Below are 20,141 nucleotides of genomic sequence, written 5' to 3' on the forward strand. Positions count from 1 at the left end.
GAACACGAATTGCTGGAGACCGTTCAGCAAACTCGAGGAGTGAGCCATGCACATCGGCCACACCGTCGGCAAGGCGGCCGCGTGGCTTGCCGTGATCGTCGCGCTGGCGATTGCCGCACTGGTGATCGTCATCGTGACGTTCGACTGGAATCGAGCCCGGCCCTGGATCGACGACAAGGTGTCGGACGCGATCGGACGGCAGTTCGCCATCAATGGCGATCTGCAGGTCGGGTGGCGTCGGCCCGTGAGCGAGCAGGGCTGGCGCGCGTGGGTGCCATGGCCACGACTCATCGCACACGATGTCACGATCGCCAACCCCGATTGGGCGCGCAGGAAGGATTTCGTCACGCTGGACGCGATCAGCTTCGAAGTCGAGGCGCTGCCGCTGATGGCACGCCGCATCGTGATTCCAGCCATCGACCTGGTCAATCCGTCCGTCGATCTCGAACGCCTGAAGGACGGCCGAGCCAACTGGACGTTCAAGCTGAAGCAGCCCGCGCAATCGCGCCGATGGACGCTCGACCTGCATGAGATCGCGTTTGCCCAAGGCGAGCTCGGCTACTACGACCAGCAGAAGCAATTCGATCTGAGCGCCGTGGTCGACACGCTTGGCCAACCGATCCCGTTCGGCGCGGTGATGAAACAGCAGGAGGCGCTGGCGCACCGCGAATCGGCACAGGCCGTCGGGTCGGCAGGTCAAAAGAAGCTCGCGGCCCAGGCGCACGCGGGTTCGGCGCAACCGGTGGCGGCTGCGTCGGGTGTCGAAGCGGCGTCACGCGCATCGGCAGCGGCTTCGCAAGCCTTGGCTGCTGCTTCACATGCGGCAGCGACGACCTCGAGCACTGCAATCGCCCCGGCTGCATCAGGCCCGGCGGCGATATCGAACGCCCCCGCTGCTGCAGCACCGGGCGCAGCGGCCTCGGCGACAACGCGTGCATTGGCGGGCGCAGCGCCCGCGGTATCTACCGGCGTCGGCACTTACACGATTGGCTGGACCGTCAAGGGGACCTACAAGAACGGCAAGGTCGCCGGCACGGGCAAGGTCGGCAACTTGCTGGACGTGCAGGGTGCGCAACGCCCGTTTCCGGTTCAGGCCGATTTGCGCTTTGGCGATACGCACCTGGCGCTCGTTGGCACGCTGACGGATCCCGCTCACCTGGCTGCGGTCGATCTCCGGCTGTGGCTTGCGGGCGCCAGCATGGCCAAGCTGTATGACGTCACGGGCATCACGCTGCCCGAAACCTCGCCTTATGCGACCGACGGCCGACTGGTCGGCCAGTTCCGGGCGTCCGGCAACGTCTTCAAGTACGAGAACTTCACGGGACGCGTCGGTGGCAGCGATATCAACGGCACGTTGGTGTACGTTTCGCGCGAACCGAGGCCGCTCCTGTCCGGCGCACTGGAGTCCAGGCTGCTGCAGTTTTCCGATCTTGCGCCGCTCATCGGCGCCGACACGAATGCCAGCAAGGCGCGGCGGGGCGTCGCGGTCGCGCAGCCCGCGAACAAGGCGTTGCCGGTCGAGGCATTCCGCACGGACCGCTGGAAGAAGATCGATGCCGACGTTCGATTCACCGGGCGGCGCATCGTCAAGACCGCGAGCTTGCCGATCTCCGACTTGTCGACCCACGTCGTGATGCATGACGGTGTGCTGACGCTCAACCCGCTGAACTTCGGTGTCGCGGGCGGTACGCTTGCCTCGAACATTCACCTGGACGGTAGCGGCGTGCCGCTCAAAGGACGGTTCACGCTGCAGGCGCGACATTTGAAACTCAAGCAACTGTTCCCGACGTTCCCGGTGATGCAAACGGCGCTCGGCGAGGTCAACGGTGACGCCGCGTTGTCGGCCACCGGCAATTCGCCGGCGGCACTCGCCGCGACTTCCAACGGGGAAGTGAAGACATTGGTGACCGACGGCACGGTGAGCCTGTTGCTGATGGAAGCCGCCGGGCTGAACGTTGCAAACGTGGTGTACGAGAAATTGTTCGGCACACGCGACGTCAAGATCAATTGCGGCGTGGCCGACTTCGTGGTCACCAATGGCGTGCTCGACTCGCGCGTATTCGCGCTCGACACCGAGGATGCGGTGATCGGGATCGACGGTAACGTGAACCTGCGCGACGAGACCATGAACCTGACGGTTCATCCCCATACCAAGGGCTTCCGGATCATCTCTCTACGCTCGCCGCTGTATGTCACCGGATCCTTCAAGCAACCGCACGTCGGCGTCAAGCCTGGGGCACTGATCGCGCGTGGCGGGGCAGCGATCGGGCTGGGCTTGCTGAATCCGCTCGCCAGCCTGCTCGCGTTGCTGCAGCCGGGCCGCAATCGCCCGTTGCCGTGCGGGCAGATGCTGGCCGACATGGAGCGGCACCCGACGGCGCCACCGCCGGGCGTCAGGCAGAAGACGAAGGCGGCGCCGGCGTACACGAACGCGCTGCCGGCGGCTTCTTCGGCTTCGGCGCCCGCTGGTGCCGAACCCGGGCATGCGGAGTGAGGGAGCCGGGGCTCCTCTTGTTGCCGACACTGCCGTGCTCGCCGGCTGCGAGACGGTGGCGGGCGCAGGCCAGGACATTGCCATGCGCGGCCGGGCGATCAGGCACGAGGCGTATGAAGCCAAATCAGCAACAGCACGCACTGGAATCAGTTCCGCGTGCAAGCTGATTACTTCCTGTCGAAGCGTACGGACGTCTATGCTCAGATGGTGTACCAGCGTGGTACGAAGGGCGCCGGTTTGGGGGCATCGATCTACAACGGCGACATCAACGCGTTCCCGAGCTCGAAGGTCAGCCAGACTGCGGCAACGGTCGGCCTGCGTCACCGCTTCTAAGCGTCACGGGTGTCGTCCTGTATTGGCGGAACAAACGGGCACGATGCGCGTTTTGACGGAAGCCACGAGCAACATCGACGAACTTCAACATCGATGGCCCGTGTTTCGGTTCGAGTATGGCATCGACAGATCCTGCGTCGCAGCCTCGTGCAACTACCAAGTTGCCGCAAGTTTCCCTGTGTGGTCAAATGACCATATCAATTGACCAATTTTGGCGTAGCCCCCTGACTCGGAAGTCGGGTTTCGGGGGCATGAGTTTGCCTGCCAAGCAGGGTGCGATGGAGGCGAAACAAACAGGATGGTGGCCGTCGCCCAGTCAACTGCAGGCCGACAACGTGATCCACGGCGCCGCCGACTGTCGGTCGACCACGCAGCCATATCGTTGCGAAGCGGGATGACGCTCGCGTGGTTCGAGGCGCCCCGGCTTGTTCACGCGCGTGACGAGGCGATTTGCGTCGCGCAATTATTCAAACGGGACAGAGGAGATTGGGTATGGAAAAGATCTGGCTTGATGCCTATCCGCCGGAAGTTCCGGCAGAGATTGATTGCAGCGCGTATCAAAACATCAGTGCGCTGATTGAACAAAGCTTCAGCAAGTTTCACGCGAATCCGGCGTTTGCGTGTGAGGGAAAGCAGATCACCTACGGTGAGCTCGACGAGCTGTCTCGATCGCTGGCCGCGTGGCTGCAATCACGGGGGCTCGAGCGTGGTGCGCGCGTCGCCATCATGATGCCGAATGTGTTGCATTACCCGATCTCGATTTGTGCCGCCCTGCGCGCCGGCTACGTTGTCGTCAACGTCAACCCGCTCTATACCCCCCGCGAGCTGCAGCATCAGCTGAATGACAGTGGCGCGGAGGCGATCGTCATTCTCGACGGCTGCACTGCGACGCTGGATGCAATCATTGCGCACACGCAGGTGAAGCATGTTCTGGTTGCCGCACAGGGCAACGCTTCCGCCGCGGAACGGAAGCCGAGCCCGCATGCCACATTCGACGAAGCGATCGAGGAGGGACGTCGGGCCAATTTCGTACCGGCTTCCCCGTCGCCGGACGATGTCGCCTTTCTCCAATATACGGGCGGGACAACCGGTGTGTCGAAAGGCGCGACGCTGTTGCACCGGAACATCGTCGCGAATGTATTGCAGACGGATGTCTGGCTCAAACCCGCTCGCGACTGGCGCCCCGACGTGACGCAGTTCATCACGGTGGCGGCACTTCCGATCTATCACATCTTTGCGCTCAACGTTTGCTGCCTGTTGACGATGCACACGGGTGGGCTTTGCGTACTGGTGCCGAATCCGCGGGACATCGGCGGGATGATCCAGTCGCTCGCCGGATACAAGGTCACGAGCTTTCCGGGCGTCAACACGCTCTTCAACGCGATGCTCCATCATCCCGAATTCTCGCGCTTCGATTTCTCCAATCTGCTGCTGGCCAACGGCGGCGGGATGGCCACGCAAGAAGTCGTCGCAAAGCGCTGGAAGGAGATGACCGGCGCGCCGATCATCGACGGATACGGGCTGTCCGAGACATCACCCTGCGTCGCGATCAATCCCGTGGCCGGTGGTGAGTTCAACGGCACGATTGGCCTACCGTTGCCATCCACCGAAGTGTCGATCCGGGACGACGACGGCAAGGAGTTGCCGCCCGGCGCAGCCGGAGAGCTGTGCATTCGCGGTCCGCAGGTGATGGCGGGCTACTGGCAGCGACCGGACGAGACCGCGAAGGTGATGACTGCGGACGGCTTCTTCAGGTCGGGTGACATTGCGTCGATCTCCGAGGACGGATTCGTGCGAATCGTCGACCGCAAGAAGGACATGATCCTCGTGTCCGGTTTCAACGTCTACCCGAACGAGATCGAGGAGGTCGTTGCCAACCACCCTGGAGTATTCGAGGTTGCGGCCATCGGCGTACCCGACGAGCATTCCGGAGAGGCCGTCAAGCTGTTCGTGGTCAGGAAAGATCCGGAGTTGACGTTCGAAGACCTGATGGCGTTCTGTAAAGGTCAGCTCACGGGCTACAAGCGCCCGAAAAGCATCGAGTTTCGCGACAGCTTGCCAAAGAGCAACGTCGGGAAGATCCTTCGGCGCGAGTTGCGGGCGCCGAACCATTGACGTGATCGACTGAGGCGATGCGGGAAGGTCGAGCGGTCCGCATCGCCAGTCTCCGAACCGGCGCGCGAATGGCATGACGGAAAAAGTCCGTCGCGCGCCGGCGCCTGGCGCGATGGCGCGTCGGCGCGCTTGCGACACAAGGTCAGCGACAGCAGCTGTATTCATCCCAGTCGCTTCTTTCTGGAAAGCGTCTTCCACTCATATCCTGGACGACGCACCCGCTACCACGTCTTCAGCCCTCATCAAACGACGGTAAGGGAGCGAGGCGAAAATACAGCGGCAATCAAGGTGGGGAGGCTGGCCGGGATTTGGCGCGGCACTTCCGCCAAAAGATTTCGCCGCGTGAGCCGGTGTGTCGCGACACATGGGCCGATACACCAGCGTGCCGGTTCAAGAGCGAAACCTGTCAACCGAAGCACGAACGGCTCGCCACGCGGCTCGTGTTCGGCAAGCATCCCCGGAAAGGTATGCAAGGCCCGCATGAACGGGGCGGCCGCCCCATTCGTTTTGCGGGTGAAGGCGCGTTCCGTCAGACAACTTCGAACAAGCCGGCTGCGCCCATTCCGCCTCCCACGCACATCGATACGACGACGTAGCGCGCGCCGCGTCGCTTACCTTCGATCAGTGCGTGTCCGACCAGACGGGCGCCCGTCATCCCGTACGGATGGCCGATCGAAATGCTGCCGCCGTTGACGTTGTATCGGGCCGGATCGATTCCCAGCTTGTCGCGGCAGTACAGCACCTGGCATGCAAATGCCTCGTTGAGCTCCCACAGTCCGATGTCGTCGACTGTCAGGCCATGAAGCTTCAGGAGTTTGGGGATCGCGTAGATGGGACCGATGCCCATCTCCTCGGGCGCATTGCCGACGACGGTCATGCCGCGATAGATGCCGAGGGGCGTCGCGCCGATCTGTTCGGCGGTCTTGCCGTTCATCAGAACGCAGGCGCTTGCGCCGTCCGAAAGCTGGCTTGCGTTTCCGGCGGTCACAATGCCACCGTCTACCACCGGTGCGAGAGAGGCAAGCGATTCGAGCGTCGTGCCGGGACGATTCCCCTCATCCTGCGTGAGCGTGACTTCCTTCCGCGACGTTTCGCCGGTCGCTTTGTCGACGACCAGCATCTGTGTCGTGATCGGGACGATTTCGTTCGAGAAGCGGCCTGCCGCTTGTGCCGCGGCAGTGCGAAGCTGGGAATCGAGCGCGTACTGATCCTGCACGTCCCGGGCGATCCCGTACTTGCGGGAAACGAACTCGGCGGTTTCGAGCATCGGCATGTATGCGGCGGGTTGCACGGCCAGCACGTTGGGATCCTGGTCGGCGCGCGTCCACTCGAAGTAGCGTGTCTGTACCGCCGAGATGTTTTCCTGGCCGCCTGCGACCACGACCTGCATCCCGTCGCACATGATCTGTTTGGCGGCCGTGGCGATCGCCATCAGGCCCGATGCACATTGCCGGTCAAGCGTTTGCGCGCCGACTGAAGCAGGCAGCCCGGCCGCCAGCACACCTTGTCGGGCGATATTGTTGCCGGCGGTTCCCGCGTTGAGTACCGAGCCGATCACGGCGTCCTCGATGCGATCCGGTTCGATGCCCGCGCGCAGTACAGCGTGCCTGATCGCGTGACCGAGCAGGGTGGGCGAGTGCGTGAGGTTGAATGCGCCACGATATGCCTTGCCGATTGGCGTGCGCGCGGTGGAAACGATGACAGCATCAATCATATGACATCCTCATAAATTGAACGAAAGCGAAGAAGTGGACGCGGCGAAGATGGGTCAGAACCAATGCTCCGGCATCGTCAGAGGGGTTGTTTCCACTGGATTGAGCACGGCGAGCCATGCGGCCACCTTGGGCATCTCCCACCCGAAGAAGTAGTCGCACGCTGCGAGCTTGCCGCGATGGAAGTCGCTTCCGGTCGGGCCGTTCTCGAGCGTGTGGGCCACGATCGCCTGGTCGAGCCAAAGCCAGCCGACGACGACATGGCCAAATGCTTCGAGGTAGGCAGCCGCATTCGCCAGCTGGACCTCCGGGTCGTCGAGCCGGTGCAGCTCGTCGGTGACGAGGCGGATGCGCTCCCACGCGCGTTCGAGCGTGACGGCATGGTCCTGGAGCGGACGGATCGACCGAGCCCTGGATACCGTTGCGGCGATTTTCCGGTCGAGCGCTTTCATGGCGGCGCCGTCGTTTGCACGAGTCTTTCGACCCAGCAGGTCGAGCGCCTGGATACCGAAGGTGCCTTCGTGGATCGGGTTGAGCCGATTGTCGCGATAGAACTGCTCGACGTTGTATTCGCGCGTGTAACCGTAGCCGCCATGAACCTGAATGGCGAGATCGTTGGCGACGAGACCCCATTGGGACGACCAGCTCTTGACGACGGGGGTGAGCAGGTCAAGCAGACCATGCGCTTCTGCACGGTCGTTGGCGTCTTCTTGCGAATGGATATCGTCGCTCAGTCGGGACGCATACAGACACAACGCGAGTGCACCGGATACATACGCCTTTTGCGCGAGGAGCATGCGCCTGACATCGGCATGACGAATGATGGGGACCTGTGCGGATGCGGGCGATCGGTCGCTGCGTGTCCGGCCCTGCAGGCGCGTCTTCGCATAGTCCAGCGAGTGAAGGTAGCCCGTATAGCCGATCGCGGCGGCGCTGAGGCCGACCGAAATACGCGCCTCGTTCATCATGTGGAACATGTAGGCCAGCCCTTTGCCGGGCTCGCCGACGATCTCGCCGATTGCGCCCGCTTCGCCTTCCGGACGGTAGCGACCCTCACCAAAGTTCAGCAGGCAATTGACCGTCCCGCGGTACCCCATCTTGTGATTGACGCCGGCGAGTACGACATCGTTTCGCTCGCCGGGCCGTCCGTCGGCGCCGATCAGCTTGCGCGGTACGGTGAAAAGCGATATCCCTTGAACGCCAGGAGGAAGCTGCCCGTTTTCATCGGGAATCTTGGCCAATACCAGGTGGACAATGTTCTCGGAAATCTCGTGATCGCCACCGGAGATCCACATCTTGTTGCCGAACAGGCGGTAGCGGCCGTCTTTGCCCGGAACCGCGCGCGTGCGGATATCTGCAAGACTTGACCCGGCTTGCGGCTCCGACAGGCACATCGTGCCGAAACATCGCCCCTCCGCCATGGCCTTGACGTAGTGCTCGACCCGGTCCCGCTCGCCGTGGGCCATCAGCAGATTGGCGTTGGCGATCGTGAGAAAGGCGTAGCCTGCGGTTCCCGGATTGGCTGCCAGCAAATACGCCATGCCGGCCCGCTCCACGGTGCTCGGCAGGCTCATGCCGTTCCACTCGTTGGGGAACGAGGCGCTGATCAAGCCGGCGGCCGAAAATGCACGCAATGCGACACCCACTTCCGGGTTGATGGTGACGCGTTCTCCGTCGAATGCGGGTTCGTTGCTGTCGTTTTTCTTGTTATGCGGTTTGAAGAGATCCGTGGCCAGCGATTCGTACACATCCAGCACGGATGTGTAGTCGAATCGGTCCTGCCCGGCAAATCGTTGCCGACGGGTAAGGGATTCGACCTGCAGCCAGTCGAAAAGAATGAACTCCACGTCGCGACGGGAGAGGGTGAGTTCGCTAGTCATGGAATCGAGTGCGTGAGTATCGGGAGTCTTGGCAAGGTTTCGAATTGCTTCAATAAATTCTGGAGTGCAAAATTATTGTTTCAAATCGACCGAGCCGGGAAAAGGCGAGGGACATCATGCGTTGATCGGCATCGTCCACTCCGCCACGATGGCTGGCTTGTGGTGGTTCTCGATTTCCACCGTTGCGCCAACGGTCAACTGGATGCTCGTGGTGCTTCGCACCGTGACCTGCTTCAATGTAAAGCGCCCGCGAACGCGTTCGCCGCGGCGAACCGGCGTAATGAAGCGCACGCTGCTCAATTCGCCATGGATCGAGTTCTGCTGCCTTTCGACCTCGGGGAGGGCGTTGGAAGCCCACTCGTAAAGCATCGAAAGCGCGAGAAACCCGTGAGCGATCGCTTCGCCGGACGGTGTTGCGCGTGCAAGGTCCTCATCCACATAAACCGATTGCCGGTCACGGGTGAAGTTGTCTAATTCATCGATCGAAGGCTGATCAATGGAGAGCCATTCGGATACGCCCAGCTCCTTGTCGACGAGGGTTGCCAGCCGGGATAGCGCACGCCGGCTGCTTGCATGACGACGTCCGTCAGCCGTGTGGCCCGGATCGCGGTCAGGTTTGCGTGCCGCCGTCCCGGACTCGTCATGCATCGGAATGCTCTTTCGCGTACGTAGAGGCGATGCGGGCCTTTGTGAGTTCGAGCTCGCCCTGGGCAGCACCGGATGAAGGAACCGTCTCGCCGTTGCGGTCTGCCACCTCGTCGAGCCGTCGGGCGAGCTGGTGAACAACCTGGTCGTCGGTTCCGAGATGGATGCCGGGCGTCAGGGTGATATGCGCGGCCTCGAAACTGCCCGCGCCGGCGCACAGGACCATCCGGGTGGGAGCCGCTTCACCGGCAAGCACCGCGACGGCGGGGCTGACGGAGGCGGGCGACAGCGTATCGAGGATGTCCGCCGACATCAGGCCTTCGAGCATGCGCGTACCGGCCGTTGGCGCCAGGCAGTTCACGCGAATGTCGTATCGCTCGCCTTCGATGGCCAGCGTCTGCATCAGGCCGACCAGTGCCATCTTCGCGGCGCCGTAGTTCGATTGCCCGAAATTGCCGTACAGGCCCGACGACGAGGTCGTCATCACGATGCGGCCGTACCGTCGCTCCCGCATGGGTTCCCACACGGCCTTGGTGCAGTTGACCGCACCCATCAGGTGGACTTCGATCACCGCGCGAAAGTCGTCGAGCGTCATCTTGCTGAAGCTCTTGTCGCGCAGGATGCCGGCGTTGTTCACGAGAATATCGACGTGGCCCCAGCGCGACAGCGTCTGGTCGACCATGTGCTGAACCTGTCCGGCATCGGTCACCGACGCGCTGTTCGCGACCGCCTCGCCGCCGGCAGCGACGATTTCGTCGACGACTTGCTGGGCGGCCGTGGCCGAGCCGCCTCTGCCGTTCACGTCGCTGCCCAGATCGTTGACCACGACCTTTGCCCCCAGCCGGGCAAGCAACAGCGCATGCTCGCGCCCGAGACCGGCGCCCGCGCCGGTCACGATCGCAACGCGATTTGTCAGGTCAATCTTCATGGGTCGTCTCGTTGGTGATGATGGGATGGCCTACGACGAATAAACGCGCATTCGCTCCGCGTTCGTCGCGATATCGGGGTGATCCATGACACGTATCCGGCGACGGCATGCATGAAGCGATTCGCTTGGTTTCCAGTGGAGAGGCATGTTCGTACCAAAGTCGATCAAGTGACCAAGTCATATGGCCGATGAAGTTAACATGGTGTTCATCAGTGGTCGATCGTGGTTAACCCGTCGCTTTCCGAGGCGTCCCGCAATTGAAAGACACGAGGTCGATCCGACGCGGTGAGGCGGCGTGTGATCAACCCCTGAGTTGCAAGACGAGCCGTGAACCGGAATTCTCGTTGCCGTTGACGGCAACGATGAACCCGAGAGTCGAGCGGGATATATGGAATTCAGAATCGCTTCGCGAACCGACAGGCGAAGTTCTGTGCGACCGAGAACCATGTCCGCATGCCACCTTTCCGGTCATCGCGACGCCGTTTGGAAACGAGCGGAGAAATCGCCCATCTGGTTCCGGTCAGAACTCGACAGGAACCAGATTGAAGGACGCAAGGAAAACCGGGCGCAGGCCGGGATCGAAGAACTAGCCGCATCCGTTCCAGAAAGCGGTGGCGGGTCGGGTCAAATTTCTGACGCAACCGGAAGCGGCGTGAACCCCGTCACCGTCATGCAAACACGTCGGCAACATATCTGCCATGCTCCCGCTCCATCGTGTCGATCCACGCACTGGCGCTGTCATCGCTCTCGCCAGTTGTCTCCTGGTAAATGCGACCAAGCGTGGCACGGACGGCGGGCGCCATATTCTTGCCATCCCCGCAGACGAAGACGGTGGCGCCTTGCGCAAACAGTGCGGCGATTTTCTCGCGTTCCAGCCAGACTTTGTCTTGAACGAAGCGAGCACCTTCCTCCGGGCGGTTTGAATAAGCCGGCATCACTTCGACCACGCCGCATCGTGCCCATTCGTCGAGTTCGTCGCGATAGAGAAAATCGACATCGGGGTCATCGATCCCGAAGAAGAGCAGCGACGTGCCGACGTTCTCCCCCCGCTGTTTCTGTAACGCGCGCTCTTGCAGAAAGCCGCGGAACGGGGCAATGCCGGAACCGGCGCAGATGAGAATCATCGGAAGATCGGGCTCGGCGGGTGGCCGAAAGCGCGCATTCGATGGCCGGACTGCAACGGACAGGTTGTCCCCCGTGTTGAGTCGCGCGAGATACGACGATGCCACCCCTTCATGACGACCATTACCGGAGAGCGCCGGTGCATCGACCACGGCTACCGTCAGCGTGACATGGTCCGCTTTCCAGAGCGGGGAAGACGAGATCGAGTACTGGCGTGCTTTCAGCGCGGGCAGCATGTCGAGGAACTTTTCGAGCGACAGATCGACGGATCCGAAGCGTTCGAGCAGATCCATGACGGTAGTCCGCTTTCCCAGGATCTCGCATTCGAAAGCGTCGGCGCTCAGGCGCTCAAGCTCGACCTTCTCGGGTGGGCAACGCGTGGCAGCGGCCAGGCTGGATACTTGGGATCGCGTTGCGGGAACGGCGAGTTCGACATAGCTCGAAAACAGTTCACCACAACCGATTGCCTGGCCGAGCGGAAGGCGCGGATTGCTTGACGTTCCTTCAATCACCACCTGAGTGTCCCAGCTCACGCGAAACCGGCGCAAGACGCGATCGACGTTGTTTTTCGAGTTGCGGGGCAGAACGGCCAGATAATCTCCCGAGCGATAGGTCATCGCTTCCGGAAGTTTCAATTCAATGTGTTTTTTGGAGCGGCTGCCAGCCACGCTAATGTCGACCAGCTCTCTGTTGTCGACGATGGACGCATGCGCCATGTCGCCTAAATTGAGCACTTTTTCACGGGAACTCCCGGCGAAGCTTACTTTCAACGGGACATCGTCATGTTGAATGACCGAGACTTCCTTCCCGGCGCTAATCGCAAAGCTGTTCCACATTTCGGTGTACCAACGGTCAAACTCACCGAAGAAGTCGCCACCGGAATCGAGTTCGCCTCTGAAGTGCACCCGCGTAGCACCGGCCTTCTCGAGCGCTTCGTCGACGCGCTTGGGAATCGCCTGGTATGTCCGTGCCCATTGTTTGTTGCCGCACCCAAGAACCGAGAAATGAACGCCGTCCAGCGCCCCCTCGTTCAGTGCTTCGACATACGGGACGAATGATTTTGCGTTGTCAGGCGGCTGGCCTTCGTAGGAAGCGGTGACGATCACGATTGCAGGGTAGCCGTCGAGTTTTCCTGCGAAGTCGTCGAGGGGCGCGCACGTGGCGTGAAATCCGTGACGACCCGCGTCCCCTGCAATGCGTCGCGCAAAGGATTCGGCGGAGCCTGTATTTCCCCCAAAGAGGACGAGCAGTTTCGACACATCTTCGCCGGCAGGGATCGACTGAACCGGAGCGACGCTGGGGCTTTGAGCGTGCGGGCGGGTGCGAAGGGCCGGATCGGGCGCTTTAAGCGCACCTCGGGCTCGCGGTTTCACGTTCACCCGGAAACCGGCTGGCTTCAGCGTCAGCGTTTCGGCGACGTCCAGCTCGTAGTCCGGATCGGCGAAAGAGAAATCGAATCGCTGAAGCAGCATGATCAGAACGAGATGGGCTTCCTGCATGGCAAACGGCCGGCCGATACAGGCACGTGCACCGTTGCCGAAGGGCTTCCATGAATTGGGCGGGAGTTGCTCCGCATTCTCCGGGGCAAATCGCTCCGGACGAAACGCCTCGACGTCCTCGCCCCAGACGCTCACATCCCGATGCAACATGGGCGTCAGGATCATGATGATGTCGTCGGGAGAAACGGCGTATTTCCCGCCGAACGTGGTGTCAGCGAGCGGTTTCACGGCGAATCCCGGCGCTGTCGGCCAGATTCGCAACGTCTCCATGAGGATTTGTTCGACGTAGCGAAGCCGTGCGAGATGCTCGATCTGTGGTGTCTCGCTGCCGACAACCTCGTCGACCATGTCCCGCGCTTTTTGCAGGATGTCCGGGTTCTTGAGGAGGAAATAGGTGGCAAAGGACAGGAGCCCGCTTGTCGTTTCATGTCCGGCGATGAGAAACGTAATCATCTGAAAGACGATGTTCTCATCATCGAGCTTCTCTCCCGTCACCGGATCGATGCCGTTCAGCATCCGGTCCAGCAGGTCCATCGACTCTTCGTTGACGTGCGGGTTCTTCCGCCGGTCTTCGATCATTTTGGTCGCGAGCGATCGCATGACTTCGATGTCCGCGTCGAACTTTCGACTGCGATTGACCATCAGCTTCGAAACAAGTTTGGGCCGCAGCTCGCGCTTTCCCGCCTCGCTGAGGGTGTTGACCATGGCATCGACAAACGGATGCTGATCTTCACGGTAGAAGCTGTTGAATCGACAATCAAACGCACAAAGGGCAATCGTGTCGAGCGTCAGTCGAGTCATGTGATCGGACACATCGACCGGCGTCTCCGGGCCGAACCGCTCCCAATGGAGAAACATCTGGTCGGCGATGTCGACCATCTTGTCGAACATCGACCAGATACTGAGCGGGCCGAACGCCTGCATCAGCACACGATGCGCCTTGGCCCAGTTCGGTTCGTCATCGAATGCCGTGAACAACCCGTCCCCGATCGCGGGTCTGAGTTCGAGCAGCGACTGGTGGACACACTTCTGAAATCGGCTTTCGTCACACACTTCGTTCACAAGTGTTTGTCCGCTGACAACGTAGTAACCTTGCCCGAACACCTCGAACCAGTAGACCGGCCCGTAAGTGCGTGCGAGATCCATCATCTTTGCAAGCGGAGACGGCCCGAGGACCTCCATCAGGTGACCGATGACGGGTTTCAGGGGCGGCTGGGGGACGAGGGATGAGGATTTCATTTCAATAGCCTTTCAGAGGTGTGTCGGCGCATCGCATCTCAATCTATTGAACAAATGTAAAATAGACAAAACCACGTGTCCAGAGCTTTTTATGCCACCTGATGTAAGCCCTAATACCGCCGATCCTCGCTTTCAACGGAGTTACGACGCGCTCGTTCGCGCCGTGACCGAACTGCTCGACGACGCGCCGCTGAACACACTCAGCATTGCTCAATTGGTGCAGCGCGCGGGCGTCGCGCGCCCCACGTTCTATCAGCACTTTCCGGATCTTCAGGCCGCCGCCCAGCGGGCGGCGCTGGTGAGGCTCGACAACGCGTTCGCATTCGTCGAGGAGCAGGGCAAACTGCTGAACCAGCCGAACGACGCCTTCATCAAGTCGATGGAAGTGGAGACTGCGCTGATTCTTGAACATGTGCATGCGCACCAGTCCTTCTATCTGACCGTATTCAACGACGCAGCGACATCGGCGTTTTTTGATGAACTGGTGACGTTCGTCGCCGGCCGCATCCTTCCGCCGTATGAAGGCGTTCGCACGGAAGCAGAGCAGGATTGCCTGACGGTGCTGGGCGGTGGATTGGTCTGGACGGTGGTGCACTGGCTTCGCCAGGGCGCCGTGCGCGAAACTCCGGAGGCAATGGCGAAGCGGATGGCCAGGACTGCGGTAACGATCCTCGATGCGTTCGGTCTTACGCTCGGGCTCGCGCAGGCGGATTCAGAGTAGCAGGAGGGGCGGCACTGGAAGCGGACCGCTTGCGCGACATGTGCCTCTTGATCGAACACGCGTCGTTGCCCGGCAGTGAAGTCGTCATCTCGCGCGCGCATCGTCAGGCCGCGCGCATATCAGTTGGCGCAGACGCCCGAATCGTATGCGATCCACGAACGATGGCCTTCAGAGAAAATGGGTGGGGCGCTTTGAGGTCGGTGGCCCGGTTTCTCGGTAGGCTTCATTTCGGCCGTTCTCCTGTCTCGGAGCTGGGTCTTGGAAACGCGCTTTTCCCGGATTCCCACGGGAAGCGCCGCCTTCAACCTTCAACTACATTGGGGACTCCGCCTAATGCCAGCCGCCGAATCGATACACGCGTACCCAGGGGATGAATCCGCTTTCAACTGCACGTGCTGTGGTCACGAGACGAGGAGAATCACGGGCGAACTGCACCAGGGCGATTCAGTTGTCGGTGTCTATTTTGTCCAATGGGCGATCGGGAGGCCGGACCATCCACCGACCATTGATCTTGTGTTGGGTGACTGGGGGGAAAGCGCCGGGCCTGCCGACCGCGTCCTGGTTTCTTTGATCTACATGCCGCGCACGAATGGTGGTGCTGTCTCCATCGTGAACGCCGCGGAACGGGGTGTTGATATCTCCGCTTTATTTGAACTCGCGCTTGCCCGAGAGCAGGTCATCGGTACGCCGCTGGCCCCGTTGGTGTTTCAGATGATCGATGCGCTCTGGATCACCGAGCCACGAATTGCCGAGGTCAAAGCACTAGACGACGTTGCGTAGATCAACGTCGAGGCGCATCGTCAAGACCGCGAGCTTGCCGATCATCGACCTGTCAGCTGACATCGTGATGCATGACGGTGTGTTGACGCTCAACCCGCAGAACTTCGGTGTCGCGGGCTTACGCTTGCTTCGAACATCCACCTGAACGGCAGCGGCATGCCGCTCAAAGGGCGGTTCTCGCTGCAGGCGCGGCATCTGAAACTCAAGCGTGTGAAACGTGTTCATTTCCCAAATATTAGGATCGGGAAGTATATCGATAAGTACAAGCATGACGGCCGTTGTACCTGCGCCGAATGCTCCGATCTCACTGATCGCGATTCTGGTCAAACTAGATCGACTAGTATACATTCATCATATCGTTCCTCTCGCTTCATAAAGATGCGCACCTGATACCAACCCGTGCCAGGACGTCGAGTTCGGTTTAGGCAGGAATTTCACCACGACACTGACAGCCAGTGTCGGTGAGATTGGCCTCAGCCTGGATGGATTGGTCCCGCCCTGGTTGCCCGCGTACGACATGCGGGCGTATGCGGTAAAGGTGGTTTCGGAGTGCGGATCCGGCGCCGGCATGATGGCCTCGATCGAGATCAATTCGAGAGTGTTCGAGGAAGTTGTCGCGTTCATGCATTTGTGCGGCGCGTTTGCATCGCTGCATCCATCCACTGCGCGGCAGTACGAATGCGTGCGCAATGACAGGGTGGAATCGACGATGTGCTTGCGCCCAATGCGACCGGGGACGTCCGACTTGCACGGGGTTGCTGACGTCGTTCGTCGATCGGGGCATCTTCGTGCGATGCGGGCTGGATTGATGTTCGACGCCAATGAGGGCCTTTTGCTGATTTCCCTTTTACTGCGACGCATCGCATTCACAGTCGCCATCAGGACCTACCTAAAGTGACCACGCCTTCCGGACTCCCCGCCATGCAAACAAGCGCATCCAAGAAAACCACTGTTTTGTTCGCGTCGGTCAACCAGGCGATTGTCGATATGTCGCGTCATTGCCCGTCGGCTGTGCGCGCGACAGTCGGGTTATTGCTTGTCGCCAGCGTGTTGTCGGGGTGTGCGCCCCTATCGGCGTCTGCGCCGACCGATCCTCAGCAACAGTTTGCCGCTGAGCAGCGGAATGCGAATGCGTTGTATAGCAAGAAGGTGTTGGCATATAAGCCGATGTTCGAGAATCCCGGCGGCTATGGTCGAGCGCAGATACTCGAAGCGTACGAGGCGGTCCTCCAGCAGTACTCCGTTGCTGCAATCGCCTATGCCCGCACCATCTATCCTGATGCGCGACAAACGCTTCCACCTTCCCTGCAGCCATTGCAGGCGCCGTCGGGGCCGGTCACGCTGGCGGTCGTCAATCGCGACTACGAGCATGTGCTCGGAATGGACGTTGCCTTGTGGGAGATGGATATGGCGGCGAACTTTGGCCGGCCATCCAGGTTGCCGATACCGAAATACACCGGCCCTGTGCTCATCATGCCGCCTGCGCCGCCGTTTCCACCCCTGCAGGATGTTCGCGATCCAAAGTTCGCACGGCTCGTGAGCATGACGAAGAAAATTGACGATGCGCAGAAGGTAGATCTGGCACGAGAGCACGCCGCGATCGAGCAACAGTATGCCGAGCAGGCCGCGTGGCGGGCGCGACACCCCACGGGGCAGTATGACAACATCGATCCGAGGACCGGACTGCCGTATGCGGCGCCGCAACAGGAGACGCAGCGGTGGTGCATGATGAACGGTGGCCGGGTGCCTTGCTGAAACCGCTTCGCGCAGCGGCAATTGCGGCCCGAGTGGATGCCGGCCGGGCTGGCGCACACTACCCACGTGGAATCATCCGCTTCAAAAATCGGGCTTGTGTCGGCTCGGGTGACGATATTCGCTGGTGGCGTATCGGTTGCGGGTCTCGATCGGTTGACGCCGTTGCGGTGAAGCGGTCCCGTGTTGCCGAAGCCCGCCTTTCAAAAGCCGTAGGTTCCTTTGATTTCATGGTGGCCGACGATGGTTTGCCGGTCCGCCCGGCGTGTCACGTCGTATCGCTCCTGCCCGCAGAACAGTCCGGACATCCTGCGTGATCGTGTTTCTCGGGTACCCGGTGCCGACTACTTGCTGTCTATCCCACGCCCCGCCGTATCATACGAACAGGTACCAAGTACCAAAGTTGCCCCGGACAACTTTTCGCCGGGATTCCTGAACACCCCCTTCTTGTCTGGTGGAAGACGCATGAGAGAGGTGTGGAGGATGCCGTATTCACGGCCCTGAATAGCGAGATCGTATTCGGCAGTCGGTCACGCTTGCCCTGCAGCCTGAAAGGAGCGGTGCTGGCGGCGGTGCTAAGATGCCGCCCTGAAGTCAGGAGATGCATGAATGCGCGCGAGCAAACGCCAGCAGGTGGTCGACAAGGCGGGTGAGTTGTTTTCTCGCCATGGCTTTCATCCGGTCGGTATCGACTGGATCATCGCCGAAGCGGACGTTGCCCGCATGACGCTCTACCATCACTTCGCGGGCAAGGACGATCTGATCAAGGCCGTGCTGGAACAGCGCTACACCTTCATCATGGAGAGCATCGCCGCGAAGCTCGGCCCCATGCCGCACGCTGCTGCGCGTCTGAAGGGGATTTTTGACTGGTACGGAACCTGGTTCCGTAGCCCTGAGTTCGCGGGCTGCCTGTTCGAGCGTGCGCTGGCCGAGTTTGGTGCGACCTGTCCCAAGGTGACCGACGTAGCGGTGCGCTATCGGGATGATCTGTTGGCCCTCATGGAGCAACTGCTATCCGAGATCGTTCCGCGTCGCCAGGCCCGTCAGCTTGCAGGCGTGTACGTGATGTTGCTGAGCGGGGCAACGGCGGATGCGCGTGCGATCGGGGATCCGCGAGCTGCCGCAAGGGCATGGCAGGCGGCGGAGATGCTGCTGAACGAGTCCAAAGTCGCATCTGAAAGCATGCGCAAAGCCCGTAGCCGTCACGCTTGATCGTTTGTGGATCCTGCTCGGTATCGATACCGATTGGCCCCATGAGAAGTTGGTCTGATCCACCCAGTGCGTGAAGAGACGTAGATTGGCTGGCACAGCTGTATAGCGGCACGTCACGGCTTCCGTGTCGGAGAAGGGGGCTCCGTAGGCGGCGTGGCGACAGATGTTGTGGTGCCCGGCGCGCTGAGGCTGCAGCAAGCACCGTGGATTTTCATCGGAATGCGCGGGCTTGCTCCACCGCTCAGAACGTGTTGCGTCTGCCTTGAAGTGTTTTTTGGCCGGACTGGGGTAGGGGACGTTTCATTTTGGGGGCCGCAGCGGAAAGCCTGACGGGCATTGGCTCGGATCACAGTCACAATTCAAAGTTAAATGAAATGTGATCACTCCCCGCCGCGCCGCAAAATTTTGCACAATGGCGGCAGCGCGGCCCATTGCCGCGATTCGCCCCCGCGTATCCGGCCAGCCGGATCGGGGCCGGCCCGAACCGATACCCGACCTCGGCACCGACGTGCCGCCGCCTGCCGCCATGGACCAACCGAAACGCATCCTGATCGTCGAGGACGACGCCGACATCGCCGACGTGCTGAGCCTGCACCTGCGCGACGAGCGCTACGAGGTCGTGCACAGCGCTGACGGCGCGGAAGGACTGCGCCTGCTCGAGCAGGGCGGCTGGGATGCGCTGATCCTCGACCTGATGCTGCCGGGCGTCGACGGCCTCGAAATCTGCCGGCGCGCGCGCGCGATGACGCGCTACACGCCGATCATCATCACGAGCGCACGCTCGAGCGAAGTGCACCGGATCCTCGGCCTCGAGCTCGGCGCCGACGACTATCTGGCCAAGCCGTTCTCCGTGCTCGAACTCGTCGCCCGTGTGAAGGCGCTGCTGCGGCGCGTCGACGCGCTCGCGCGCGATTCGCGGATCGACGCGGGCACGCTCGACGTCGCGGGGCTGGCAATCGACCCGATCGCGCGCGAGGCGAGCGTGGACGGCGCGCGGATCGACCTGACGCCGCGCGAATTCGACCTGCTGTATTTCTTCGCGCGACACCCGGGCAAGGTGTTCTCGCGGATGGACCTGCTCAACGCCGTGTGGGGCTACCAGCACGAAGGCTACGAACACACGGTCAACACCCATATCAACCGGCTGCGCGCGAAGATCGAGGCCGATCCGGCCGAGCCCGTGCGGATCCTCACCGTGTGGGGCCGCGGCTACAAGCTCGCCGCGCCGGGCCAGCGGGACGCATGATGAAGTTCACTCTCACCCAGCGGCTGTCGCTCGTGTTCTCGGTGCTGCTGCTTGCGTGTTCGGGCGCGTCGGCGTGGCTGCAGATCCGCGCGAACGACATGCGCGAGCAGGAAGTCGTGCAGGGGCTGTCGCGCGACCTGGCCGCCAATATCGTCAACAGCGTGACCCACAGCGCACCGCTGATGGACGCGAACGGGCTGCGCCCGGACGCCGTGCGCACGCTGTTCGGGCAGTTGATGGGCGTGAACCCGAGCGTCGAGGTGTACCTGCTCGACAACGCGGGGCGCATCAAGGGCGACGATGCGCCGCCCGGCCACGTGAAGCGCGACCGCGTCGATCTCGCGCCCGTGCAGCGCTTCATCGCGGGCGAGCCGCTGCCGATCCTCGGCGACGATCCGCGCAGCCCCGATGCGCGCAAGGTGTTCAGCGCCGCGCCGCTGCAGCGCGCGGGGCAGCCGCCGTC

The 20,141-nt window shown here is 61.6% G+C and carries 13 protein-coding genes and 3 pseudogenes; 11 read left to right on the forward strand and 5 right to left on the reverse strand.

What is annotated here, in order from left to right; genetic code table 11:
• Positions 1-46: 46 nt before the first annotated feature.
• From G3N99_RS00305 to G3N99_RS00315, 3 genes and pseudogenes are all read left to right on the forward strand, one after another.
• The gene (locus G3N99_RS00305) at positions 47-2,494 is read left to right on the forward strand and encodes an AsmA family protein (protein WP_206121290.1); all 2,448 of its coding nucleotides are present in this window, start codon (positions 47-49) and stop codon (positions 2,492-2,494) included.
• Between the two features lie 129 nt (positions 2,495-2,623).
• Positions 2,624-2,827: pseudogene (locus tag G3N99_RS00310) on the forward strand (porin); the annotation flags it as partial.
• A 492-nt stretch (positions 2,828-3,319) separates the two neighbouring features.
• Positions 3,320-4,942 carry an AMP-binding protein gene (locus G3N99_RS00315; protein ID WP_206121291.1) on the forward strand — a complete coding sequence of 541 codons (1,623 nt, stop codon included), beginning with the start codon at positions 3,320-3,322 and terminating at the stop codon, positions 4,940-4,942.
• Positions 4,943-5,471: 529 nt separating this feature from the next.
• Here the strand turns inward: G3N99_RS00315 and G3N99_RS00320 are convergent.
• From G3N99_RS00320 to G3N99_RS00340, 5 genes are all read right to left on the reverse strand, one after another.
• Positions 5,472-6,656: an acetyl-CoA C-acyltransferase gene (locus tag G3N99_RS00320; protein WP_206121292.1), complete on the reverse strand. Its 1,185-nt coding sequence runs from the start codon at positions 6,654-6,656 to the stop codon at positions 5,472-5,474.
• 54 nt (positions 6,657-6,710) lie between these two features.
• Positions 6,711-8,534, reverse strand: a complete 1,824-nt coding sequence (locus G3N99_RS00325) for an acyl-CoA dehydrogenase (protein ID WP_206121293.1) — start codon at positions 8,532-8,534, stop codon at positions 6,711-6,713.
• Positions 8,535-8,648: 114 nt separating this feature from the next.
• Positions 8,649-9,182, reverse strand: a complete 534-nt coding sequence (locus G3N99_RS00330; protein WP_206121294.1) for a MaoC/PaaZ C-terminal domain-containing protein — start codon at positions 9,180-9,182, stop codon at positions 8,649-8,651.
• Complete coding sequence (locus G3N99_RS00335; protein ID WP_206121295.1) at positions 9,175-10,107, reverse strand: SDR family NAD(P)-dependent oxidoreductase; 933 nt, start codon at positions 10,105-10,107, stop codon at positions 9,175-9,177. Before G3N99_RS00335 ends, G3N99_RS00330 begins: the two co-directional genes overlap by 8 nt.
• Positions 10,108-10,775: 668 nt before the next feature.
• Positions 10,776-13,967 (reverse strand): cytochrome P450, encoded by a 3,192-nt coding sequence (locus G3N99_RS00340; protein WP_206121296.1) that lies wholly within the window; start codon positions 13,965-13,967, stop codon positions 10,776-10,778.
• A gap of 163 nt (positions 13,968-14,130) precedes the next feature.
• Here G3N99_RS00340 and G3N99_RS00345 point away from each other — a divergent pair, with 163 nt between their 5' ends.
• The 8 genes and pseudogenes from G3N99_RS00345 to G3N99_RS00380 form a co-directional block, all read left to right on the forward strand.
• A complete protein-coding gene (locus G3N99_RS00345; RefSeq protein ID WP_346778448.1) occupies positions 14,131-14,688 on the forward strand; it encodes a TetR family transcriptional regulator in 558 nt (185 codons plus the stop codon).
• Positions 14,689-14,946: 258 nt separating this feature from the next.
• A complete protein-coding gene (locus tag G3N99_RS00350) occupies positions 14,947-15,468 on the forward strand; it encodes a hypothetical protein (protein WP_206121298.1) in 522 nt (173 codons plus the stop codon).
• Positions 15,469-15,472: 4 nt separating this feature from the next.
• Positions 15,473-15,681: pseudogene (locus G3N99_RS41675) on the forward strand (AsmA family protein); the annotation flags it as partial.
• A 355-nt stretch (positions 15,682-16,036) separates the two neighbouring features.
• Positions 16,037-16,366, forward strand: coding sequence for a hypothetical protein (locus G3N99_RS00360; protein ID WP_206121300.1), 330 nt, complete (start codon positions 16,037-16,039; stop codon positions 16,364-16,366).
• Positions 16,363-17,223 (forward strand): hypothetical protein, encoded by an 861-nt coding sequence (locus tag G3N99_RS00365; RefSeq protein ID WP_206121301.1) that lies wholly within the window; start codon positions 16,363-16,365, stop codon positions 17,221-17,223. Before G3N99_RS00360 ends, G3N99_RS00365 begins: the two co-directional genes overlap by 4 nt.
• Before the next feature lie 606 nt (positions 17,224-17,829).
• On the forward strand, positions 17,830-18,432 hold the full coding sequence (locus G3N99_RS00370) for a TetR/AcrR family transcriptional regulator (RefSeq protein ID WP_174983353.1): 603 nt from the start codon (positions 17,830-17,832) through the stop codon (positions 18,430-18,432).
• Between the two features lie 526 nt (positions 18,433-18,958).
• Positions 18,959-19,678: a response regulator transcription factor gene (locus tag G3N99_RS00375; RefSeq protein ID WP_039353478.1), complete on the forward strand. Its 720-nt coding sequence runs from the start codon at positions 18,959-18,961 to the stop codon at positions 19,676-19,678.
• Positions 19,678-20,141: pseudogene (locus G3N99_RS00380) on the forward strand (two-component sensor histidine kinase); the annotation flags it as partial. The gene G3N99_RS00375 and the pseudogene G3N99_RS00380, both read left to right, overlap by 1 nt.

Origin of the sequence: Burkholderia sp. Ac-20392 (genome assembly GCF_017104585.1) — a bacterium.
Classification (GTDB): Bacteria; Pseudomonadota; Gammaproteobacteria; order Burkholderiales; family Burkholderiaceae; genus Burkholderia; species Burkholderia lata.